The organism is Spirosoma knui, from assembly GCF_054780635.1.
Window position 1 is genome coordinate 470,487 of the sequence record NZ_BAAGVY010000003.1, and the last position, 9,446, is coordinate 479,932.

The window sequence follows — 9,446 nt, forward strand, 5'->3', positions numbered from 1 at the left end:
AACGGCCCGTTAAAACGTTTAGTTTATCGAATGCCGACCCTACAACAGTTCGGCCAAGCTGCCCTGATCCTTAATCCGCACTCCCCGTTCGGTCTGCTCTACCGTAGCGGCTTCGATGGCGGGATCGTGCTCAAAAACCAGAATCCAGTTTTCGGCGGCCGCCTGCTGAAGTAGGCGCATTTTTTCATCCATCGTCAACAGCGGACGAACGTCGTAACTCATTACGTAGGGCAGCGGTACGTGCGCCGACGACGGAATCAGGTCAGCCATGTAGGCGACGGTACGTCCATTTATCCGGAATAGCGGAAGCGCCATTTTTTCGGTATGTCCATCTACGTACAGCAGCTCAACGTTCGAATACGGGAATGGACGCTCGGTCAGAAATTTTAACTGACCGCTCTCCTGTAGAGGAAAGATATTTTCTTTCAGGAACGACGCTTTTTCACGCGGGTTAGGATTTGTAGCCCACTGCCAATGCGCCGGATGCGTCCAGTACGTTGCGTTCGTGAAAACCGGCAGGAGCCGCTCGCCGGTACGTTTGACGGCCCCGCCAACGTGATCGAAGTGCAGATGCGTTAAGAGCACATCCGTTACGTCGCTCAGGTCATAGCCAGCCGCCCGGATGGAACTGAGCAACGTAGCCTCGCCGTGAAGATCATAGTGGCCGAAGAATTTAACATCCTGCTTATCGCCAATCCCCGTATCGACCACGAGCAGCCGCCCGTCCTGTTCGTATAACAGACAGCGCATGGCCCAGGTGCACCGATTCTGTTCGTCGGCAGGGTTCAGTCGGTTCCAGAGAGACTTCGGCACAACGCCGAACATAGCGCCCCCATCAAGTTTAAAATAACCGGTATCCAGGGTCTGAAGTGTCATAATCGTTTACGCAGATGAGACGGCAAAGGTATCATACCCGCTCCTCGAAACGATACGTCGACGATGCGTTTGTTGGGCGCGAATTTCAGGTCAGACGGATCAAATTTTCGAATGAATCACCGATTACGAATCGAAGTATTGCTGTTATTCGTTATACTATTGATAAAGAGACACACGACCTGCCTTTCGCATGAAACGTATTGTTCACAAGCACCCGCTGGCCATCCGCTGGTTTCATTGGATCAACTTCCCGGTGCTGTTGGTTATGATCTGGAGCGGCATGCTGATTTATTGGGCCTACGATCCCTATAAAATTCAGCTTGGCGACTGGACGCTTATTTCGTTCTTCCCCGACGGATTTTACAAAGCACTGGGCTTATCCCGCCGACTGGCTGAGGGTATGGCCTGGCACTTTGTGTTCATGTGGCTTTTCCTGCTGAACGGTGTGCTTTACGTTGGGTACACGTTTGTTTCGGGCGAATGGCGGCACCTGGTCCCCGACCGACATTCGTTTCGTGAGGCCATTCAGGTAACGCTGTATGATCTGGGTCTGCGCAAAACGCAGCCGCCGTTTGTCAAGTACAACGGGGCGCAGAAGATTGCCTATTTCTCGATTATGATTATGGGCGTCGGCTCGGTGCTGACGGGCTATGCCATTTATAAACCCACGCAGTTTTACTGGCTTACGGCACTGACCGGAGGCTATGAAACCGCTCGACTGATTCATTTCGCATTAACGATCGGTTACGTCCTATTTTTTGTTATTCACATAGGTCAGGTTATCCGCGCGGGCTGGCACAACTTCCAGTCGATGATAACGGGTTTTGAAGTCGTCAAGCCCAATACTAATGATCGTCCATCCGCGCCCGAGCCTGTCAATCAACCCCAATCGTTGCCTAGCGATGATGAATCCGGCGATTCACCTGTTCAACCCGCTCTATCATGAATCCGAATAAAGAACCTGAACTCCCGCAGGAAGAGATTCCCGAATCGGCGGTACGTCGGCGAATGCTCAAAGCGTTTGGGCTGTTCACGCTGGCGGCAACCGTGCCCCTTGGGGTTTATCAATGGATAAAAGGCAGCCCAAATCTATACGGAACAAAGAAGCCGTTACGTAGAGTGCTGGACGCCAACGAACAGATTGCCCGGACGTATTTCAGCGATACGAATCTGGTCAAAACGTTTCCCGTAGAAGCTGCGGCCCGTGTTCCCCGCGTCAATGGCTTCGACGGACTACGTTCTCCCCTACCCGACGACTGGAAACTTCAGGTTGACAGGCCCGGCATGGCGGAGCCACTTCTGCTAACGATGGACGACATTAAGGCCTTACCAAAGCAGGAACTGGTGTACGACTTCAAGTGCGTGGAAGGCTGGAGCCAGGTACAGCATTGGGGCGGTGTGCGTCTGTCGGATTTTCTGGCCCATTATAAGTTAGGAACTCGGAGCGGCAACGCGCCTGACCCCGACAACACCGATGACTTGTACAAGCATATCGGTATGGAAACCCCCGACAAAGGGTATTACGTAGGCATCGACATCGAGAGCGCCCTGCACCCGCAGACGCTGCTTGCCTATGAACTGAACGGCGAACCCATCAACAGTCAGCATGGTGCTCCTGTCCGACTGATTATACCGGTAAAATACGGCGTGAAAAACCTGAAGCGGATTGGCCGAATCTTTTTCTCCGACACGCGCCCCCGCGACTTCTGGACCGAACGCGGCTACGATTATTACGTTGGTTTATAAACCCCAAAAGCTAATGAACTACGTACTCATTCTTTTAACAGCGTTCGGGCTTGCGGCATCACGATCTACGAAAGGGCCAGTTCCACCAGCTCCCCAGCCCGTTGTTGTGCTGGAGTTATTTACGTCGCAAGGCTGCTCCAGTTGTCCGCCCGCCGACCGGCTATTGCACGGGCTAACGCAGCAAGCCTCCCAATCGGGCAAAGCCGTTTATAGCTTATCGTTTCACGTTGATTACTGGAATCGACTGGGTTGGCAGGACCCGTTCAGCAGCAAGCTGTTCACCGACCGGCAGCGGCTATATGATCGCACCTTAAAAACGCAGACGTATACGCCACAACTTATCATCAATGGTCGTCAGGATGTTGTTGGTGGGCAGCGGGCACGTATCGAACAGGCCATTCAAGCCATTCAGAAGCAGCCCGCATCGGCGTTCATCGCCGTGACGGGAAAAGCGATTCGTGACGCCAAACAAGTGTCGGTAGACTATGCTCTTTCGACTTCCGGGCCGTACCGTGTAAACGTGGCTCTGGTTCAGAAAGAAGCCCGTACTAACGTTGGTACCGGCGAAAATGGCGGGCGTACGCTACTCAATACAAACGTTGTCCGGCAATTTAAGACGATTGAACAAGCAGGCACGTCAGGTAGTGTCACACTAGCGATGCCTTCAGGCTTATCTGCCGATCAAACAGCGGTACTCGTGTACGCGCAACGAACGGATACTGGGCAAGTTGTTGGGGCTGCGCAGTTGTAATAGGGGTGCGCGGACCCAATTTCTTCTCAAGCTTAGCTACTTTCGGGCTTTCGCCTGATTAACCGATTGAGCAACGTCAATGAACGGCGCAATCCATATTTCTTTTTCGTGCTGTTTCAGAAAACGGATAAGCTTGTTGTGCTCCGGTAACGTAACGTTCAGGCTATGCTCACCGCCTACGCCGTGAAAGAGAAAAACAAGCACTGAGTTCGTTTCCATTGCCCGCTTGACCAGCGCGATCATCTCCTCGCCGGACTGGCCGCTTATGGCGTATGAATCCACATTTGCCAAGTCGATTTCGGTCACTTTATGCATTTCGCTTCGTACTCCACGGGCAGCTACGAACTCTTTTTTGACCGAGTCAAAATAGTCCACCTCACCAATCTTTGTATCACCACAGGGGTAAGCAAACGTTCGTTGCGTTTTGCCATCCAGCGCTTGCAGCAACGTATTGGTCATGCGGATTTCGTCGGTAATCCGTTGCAGGGTATACGTACTTAAATCATAGGTTGGCGTTACAAACTCCCGACCCGGCCGCTGCCCGGTGCAGGGATGAAATAGGGTATGATTGCCCAACTCATGCCCGTGACTCGCGGCCACTTTCCAGTCGTTCAACCGGGCTTTAACGCCGGGAAAATTACCGGATAAATAGAACGTCCCTTTCAGTCCAGCCGAATCCAGAACCGGAATAACCTTGTCCAGATGCACTTGTAGCCCATCATCGTAGGTTAGGGCTACTGCGCATTTTTTGCCCTGCCAGCTAGCAGGGGTCTGACCAAACAGAAAGCCGTTCAGCAGGGAGAATAAACTAAGCGTTACCAGCGTTTTCATCAATTTCTTCTGTTGCAAGTGGTATCTCTGAAGAGGAAAATAACTTTATAAACTTACTAGCTGCTTACCAGCTTTAAGCGGGATTGACTTTCCTTTCCAACGTAATGTTCCGGTCAGGTTAGCGGGTAGCGTTACGTTACCGGTTAGTCCACCGGTTGGGGTTTTCTGAAACTGCACTGCAATCTCACCAGCAGGATGCGGCATTCGCCCGTCAATAGACGTTAAGTCGCCCAGGTAAGGGGTGATACGTACCGATTTAAAACCAGGTTCGGCGGGGTTGATGCCGCAGGTGATCGACAGGAAATCGTACAGGGGCGAAGCACTCCAGGCGTGACAGTCTGAACGCGTCGGCTCGGGATTCTCGGCAAACGTAGTTAAACCCATCGCCAGCATATCGCGCCAGGGCTTTAGCTGAGGAATAAACTGGTCACCCAGACCAACTTTTTTCAGGGCGTCGAACAGATAAAATTTAAAATAGAATGTGGCCTGCGTAAGTGAGGTATCCGTAATCGTCTTTTGCAGGAGAGCCGACTGCTGCGCAGCGGGAACGGCATCGGTCAGCACGGCGAGGATGTTGGCGTGCTGGCTGAATGAGTTCTTGGCGGGTGTATCGGCCAGTAGACTACGTCCCGCATCCCAGCATTGGGCATAAACCGCTTTGTTAAGCCGACGGCCCAGTTCGCGATAGTGCTCCGCCCGTTCGTTCTGGCCAAAATGAGCCAGCAAATCGCCCGCCCGGAAATACGTATACGCTTGCTGCAGCGACAGAATACTTGACCCACCGTTACGTGCTCCGGCCGGAACGCCCCCCGCAATTTCGTCTTTCGCGTTTTTCCAGGCCGACCAGTCCACGAAGTTCCACCACTCCTGCGGTCCATTCAGGCCGGTTTTAGCAATCCGATTTTCGTGCCAGTTCAAGACGCTCAGAATTCCGGGCAGCATACTTTTTACAAACGCATCGTCCTGCCGGTGCATCCAGTAATCGTGGACCATGCACACCCAGAACAGCGAGAAGGTGGGAATCACCTGAAAATCGGCCGATGGGTAACGGCTTTGCGTCAGGCCGTCGTTGAAGCGGCTATGGTCATAATCCATAATGGCTTTGCGCATCAGTCGGTCATCGCCCGTAACGTAGAGCGAAATCAGCGATTGAACCCGCGTATCGCCGGTATATTGCAACTGTTCGTAGTACGGGCAATCGTAATACGTTTCTCCGGCACACAGCCGGGCCGTTCGCCAGCCAACGTTCCAGATGCTTTTGAGCGTCGTATCGCTGGCCGTAAACTGCGCTTTTTGCTCGAACGGGTAGCCCGTAAACCGCCCTACCAGATCGTCCAGGACGAGGGGCTCGCCTTTGGTTTCGACGGTCAGCTGCAGGTACCGATACGTCCGGAACCAGAGCGGGCGAAATAAGCGTCTGTCGGCCCCATCTGCCACGAACTGATCGTCGAAGCCCCGTAACGTACGGCCTTCTACCTCGTTCCGATTGCCTTTCTGTCCCTTCGCATCCACCAGCGCTTCGGCGTACGACAGTGTCACAACGGCACCCTTGCCCCGGCTGACGGTCAGCTCGGGATACGCATTCGTCAATACGCCATTGTCCATCAAAAACACCGCTTTTGTGTTAGCCGAAACCGTAACGGGAGCGGTTCCCTGCAAGAATCCATTCTCCATTCGGCCATTTTCCGTCCGTCGAACCCGCGCCAGGCGGGTCACGCCTTCTTCCATCATCGGAATGGTACGCGGTACTAACCCCCAGTTCCCGTCGGTGCCAAGCCCTCGTGGTTTGGTGGGGAAGTTTAGTGGTTTGGCGGGTAGCCAGGTTTTATCGTCATAGCCCGGTTGCTCCCATCCCCAGGGGTAATAAGCCGCATCCACCCGATCACCATCCCCGGCCACTATATAGGTTCTTAGCTTGGCGATGTCATTCTTTACCGGCGAATAGGCCAGGTTCTGGTAAATTTTCCAGCTCGCATCCGTATTTGCTACTTTCTCTACCTCTCCATCACCCTGCAACACAAAGCCAAGCTGATAGCTCATCTGCGCAAACGGAGCCCCTTCGCCCATGTACCACACCTGCGCAGCCAGCACGTTACGTCCCGCCTGTAAGTAAGGAGCCAGATCCAGGGTTTCGTAATTCCAGTTTTGCAAATCACTCCGCGCCGGTCCCAGGGCGACAGCACGTCCATTCACAAACAAGCGATACCGATTATCGGCTGACACATGCACAACAAACCGAGCTGGTTTCTGAGGCAGGTCGATGGCTTTACGAAAATGATAAACGCCGTATTGACGGGCCGGAGCGGTAGGGTGCAGAATCCAGCGGGCAGGCCAGTACTGATTTGTCCAGGTATTGCCAGAAGGCGTCTGGGCAAACCCAGACAGTACGGTAAGGAACAGGATCAGGAATCTCAGGAGTGCGTTCATAAAACAATATTAGACACGAGAACTCATACTTTGTCAAGCTCCAGATTAGTTTAACGTGTCGTCGGCTAAAGTCTGAACGGGAAGCTTAACTTCCTGTACTTATTTATGCGTCTGTCGTCGTACTTTCGCAGTTGATTTTCTTAATACTTGACCCGCATGTATTTCATTGGATTCGATCTTGGCAGTTCGTCTGTAAAAGCGTGTTTACTAGAAGCCGAAAGTGGCAATGCCGTCGCTTCAGCGTTTTTCCCTGAAACCGAAATGGCGATAGAGGCCCCACAGCCGGGTTTTGCCGAACAACAACCTGAAATCTGGTGGCAGAATGCTTGCCGGGCCAGCCAGGCTGTTATTAAACAGGCCAATGTTCGTCCCGAAGACGTAAAGGCGATCGGCATTTCGTACCAGATGCACGGTCTGGTTGTGGTTGACAAAGACTTTAACGTGTTACGTCCGTCCATTATCTGGTGCGACAGCCGGGCCGTCCCGTACGGCAACCAAGCCTTCGACGCTCTCGGCCATGACAAAGTTTTGTCACACCTACTGAACTCACCGGGCAACTTTACAGCCGCTAAACTCGCCTGGGTGAAGGCAAACGAGCCGGATGTATACGCCCAGGCTCATAAATTTATGCTGCCCGGCGACTACCTGGCGGCCCGAATGACGGGCGATATTGTGACGACCGCGTCGGGTTTGTCGGAAGGTATTTTCTGGGACTTCCAGGCCGATCAACCCGCTCAGTTCCTGCTCGACTATTACGGCTTTAGCGCCGACTTAATTCCGACCATTAAGCCAACATTTGCACCACAGGGCGAGTTGAGCGCTTCGGCGGCTGCTGAACTAGGCTTAGCGGCAGGTACGCCCGTTACGTATCGCGCGGGCGACCAGCCTAACAACGCCTTATCGCTGAACGTACTGGAGCCCGGTCAGATTGCCGCCACCGCCGGGACATCGGGCGTTGTGTACGGGGTAAGTGAGCAGGCTAAATACGATGCCAAGCAACGGGTCAATACGTTCCTGCACGTTAGCCATACCGCCGAAGCGCCACGCTACGGTGTTTTGTTGTGTGTGAACGGGACGGGCATTCTGAACAGCTGGCTCCGGAACCAGGTATTGAGCCGATCCATCAGCTATAACGATATGAACGTACTGGCTCACGAAGCACCCGTCGGAGCCGATGGACTAGTATGTCTGCCCTTTGGCAACGGAGCCGAGCGTGTACTCGAAAACAAGGATTTGGGAGCATCGTTCCATGGGTTGCAGCTGATCCGACACGGGTTGCCGCACCTGATCCGGTCCGCGCAGGAAGGTATCGTGTTCGCGCTGTACTACGGTATTCAGGCTATGGAAAGCGTTGGCGTTGGCCTACAAACCATCCGGGCCGGTGAAGCAAATATGTTCCTGAGCCCGCTTTTCCGCGATACGTTGGCAAACTTAACCGGAGCGGCTATTGAGTTGTATAACACCGACGGCTCGCAGGGAGCGGCTCGCGGAGCTGGAATTGGATTAGGCTATTATAAGAGCGCGAAAGAAGCCTTTGTAGGTCTGCAAGTTACGAAAACAATTGACCCAAACATTCGCGATCAGGAACGCTACCAGGATGCCTACGGTCGCTGGTTAGGCGTAGTAGAAAAGACTGAGTGAACCGATAACCTGACTTATTGTATGTTCATTTCGTTCAGAAGATACTGAGTTATCTTTACTATCTTCGGTGTAGTGTCGGGCGGGCGAGTCCACACTACACCGAAGAGCCATATCCATTTAGCTAATGTCTTGTCATGAAATACGTCCATCCTAGATATTCTAGAATTACTATTGACCCGGACATATGCACGGGCAAGCCCTGTATCCGTGGCATGCGATTTCCAGTATCTTCCCTGCTTGCTTATCTAAGCAGCGGTATGTCGTACGACGACTTGCTGAACGAATTCTCCTTTCTGGAACGCGATGACATTTTAGAAGCTTTATCATTCTCATCGGAAATGCTGCACGACACTTTTTTTCCGCTTCAGAAAGCAGCCTGATCGATGAAGTTTTTACTCGATGTAAATATGCCTCCTTCGTTAGGGGAAAGCCTAAAGACGCATGGGCACTCCTACCGTTGGGTACCTACCTGCATGTCTCCGACAGCTAGCGATGCGGTTATTATTGAAGAAGCGGTTTCCAATGGAGAAGTAATCTTAACCCATGACACTGATTTCGGTACGCTACTATCATTTCTCGGCTGTAGAGAACCATCAATCATTTTGTTTAGAATTGACAAAGTCAATGCTCTTTTATTCTTTAACTTATTAATCGAAAACTGGCCACATATAAGCTCATCTCTGAAAGAAGGAGCTTTGGTTATTTTTGAAAAGGATAAATTTCGCATTCGAAAACTGCCTATCAACAGATAAGTCGATGATCCTGTCTTTGCTAAGTTATAGGCAAAGCTCATCCAGAGAATACCGGTATTAGTAATGCAGTCAAGTTTGCTCCAGCTACTGAAAACAGGTGACCATTCGCAATCAGGAACGCTACCAGGATGCCTACGGTCGCTGGTTAAATACGTTGAATACGCCTTCCTACATTAGCGTTCGGCTACATTATTTTCGTTAGGCACTTTAGAAAAGTGTAAAAATGACACAATTTTAGTAAAAAGTCGGACCTTTCGCTTTTTTCTTGTTGACAAGGTCCCAAAGGTATCTGACCTTTGGGACCTTATTTGTTTAAACCCAATACGCATGTCATCTACTAACCTCACGCTTGGCGACCAGGTCTACTTCCCCTTCGTCGAGAAGCCCATCGCCTACGAAGGACGAGAGTCCGACAACCCCCT

General features: G+C 52.1%; 9 protein-coding genes. 6 read left to right on the forward strand and 3 right to left on the reverse strand.

The annotated features are described in order from the left end of the window. Positions 1-39: 39 nt before the first annotated feature. Entirely contained in the window at positions 40-876 is an 837-nt protein-coding gene (locus tag ACYVIY_RS10610) for an MBL fold metallo-hydrolase (RefSeq protein WP_460976302.1), read from the reverse strand. Positions 877-1,066: 190 nt separating this feature from the next. Between ACYVIY_RS10610 and ACYVIY_RS10615 the strand changes: the two genes are divergently transcribed. From ACYVIY_RS10615 to ACYVIY_RS10625, 3 genes are read left to right on the forward strand one after another with little or no spacing between them, the layout of a single operon-like run. Further along, positions 1,067-1,822: a cytochrome b/b6 domain-containing protein gene (locus ACYVIY_RS10615; protein ID WP_460976303.1), complete on the forward strand. Its 756-nt coding sequence runs from the start codon at positions 1,067-1,069 to the stop codon at positions 1,820-1,822. Further along, positions 1,819-2,622 carry a molybdopterin-dependent oxidoreductase gene (locus ACYVIY_RS10620; RefSeq protein ID WP_460976304.1) on the forward strand — a complete coding sequence of 268 codons (804 nt, stop codon included), beginning with the start codon at positions 1,819-1,821 and terminating at the stop codon, positions 2,620-2,622. Before ACYVIY_RS10615 ends, ACYVIY_RS10620 begins: the two co-directional genes overlap by 4 nt. A gap of 13 nt (positions 2,623-2,635) precedes the next feature. Beyond that, a complete protein-coding gene (locus tag ACYVIY_RS10625) occupies positions 2,636-3,373 on the forward strand; it encodes a DUF1223 domain-containing protein (RefSeq protein WP_460976305.1) in 738 nt (245 codons plus the stop codon). A gap of 36 nt (positions 3,374-3,409) precedes the next feature. Here the strand turns inward: ACYVIY_RS10625 and ACYVIY_RS10630 are convergent, their stop codons facing one another. Together ACYVIY_RS10630 and ACYVIY_RS10635 are read right to left on the reverse strand one after the other, a co-directional pair. Continuing rightward, positions 3,410-4,204 carry a polysaccharide deacetylase family protein gene (locus ACYVIY_RS10630; protein WP_460976306.1) on the reverse strand — a complete coding sequence of 265 codons (795 nt, stop codon included), beginning with the start codon at positions 4,202-4,204 and terminating at the stop codon, positions 3,410-3,412. Positions 4,205-4,249: 45 nt separating this feature from the next. Beyond that, positions 4,250-6,631: an alpha-L-rhamnosidase-related protein gene (locus ACYVIY_RS10635; RefSeq protein WP_460976307.1), complete on the reverse strand. Its 2,382-nt coding sequence runs from the start codon at positions 6,629-6,631 to the stop codon at positions 4,250-4,252. Between the two features lie 156 nt (positions 6,632-6,787). On the opposite strand from ACYVIY_RS10635, the gene ACYVIY_RS10640 reads away from it, so the two are divergent. From ACYVIY_RS10640 to ACYVIY_RS10650, 3 genes are all read left to right on the forward strand, one after another. Continuing rightward, positions 6,788-8,272, forward strand: coding sequence for a xylulokinase (locus tag ACYVIY_RS10640; RefSeq protein ID WP_460976308.1), 1,485 nt, complete (start codon positions 6,788-6,790; stop codon positions 8,270-8,272). 134 nt (positions 8,273-8,406) lie between these two features. Next, on the forward strand, positions 8,407-8,652 hold the full coding sequence (locus tag ACYVIY_RS10645; protein ID WP_460976309.1) for a DUF433 domain-containing protein: 246 nt from the start codon (positions 8,407-8,409) through the stop codon (positions 8,650-8,652). Positions 8,653-8,655: 3 nt separating this feature from the next. Then, positions 8,656-9,024 carry a DUF5615 family PIN-like protein gene (locus ACYVIY_RS10650; RefSeq protein WP_460976310.1) on the forward strand — a complete coding sequence of 123 codons (369 nt, stop codon included), beginning with the start codon at positions 8,656-8,658 and terminating at the stop codon, positions 9,022-9,024. Positions 9,025-9,446 lie beyond the last annotated feature (422 nt).